General features: G+C 41.1%; 1 protein-coding gene. It reads left to right on the top strand.

Features of this window, described 5'->3' with window-relative positions:
- On the top strand, positions 1-246 hold a 246-nt coding region (locus tag AAEY88_RS14990; RefSeq protein WP_350563666.1), incomplete at both ends, for a helix-turn-helix domain-containing protein.

Genomic DNA, 246 nt, shown 5'->3' with positions numbered 1-246 from the left:
ATGTTATTCAACGAGCGCTAATATTACGGGTTAATGATGATATTGGTGTCAATGACATTATTTTAGATTGTGCCGATGTGAAGTTAGTTGCAACTGAATGTGTTGATGCGGATAAGCCAGCCGAAGTTGACGGTTTAGGTGACGAACTAAAAGCCCAGGAACATGTCATTATTTTAGAAACTCTAAATCAATGTCAGGGCAGTCGAAAAATGGTCGCTGAAAAGCTTGGTATAAGCGCCCGTACGC

This window comes from Psychrobacter sp. CAL346-MNA-CIBAN-0220, assembly GCF_040309805.1.
GTDB lineage: Bacteria > Pseudomonadota > Gammaproteobacteria > Pseudomonadales > Moraxellaceae > Psychrobacter.
Note: the sequence above shows the minus strand (reverse complement) of the source record. Positions and strands in the feature narration are given on the sequence as shown.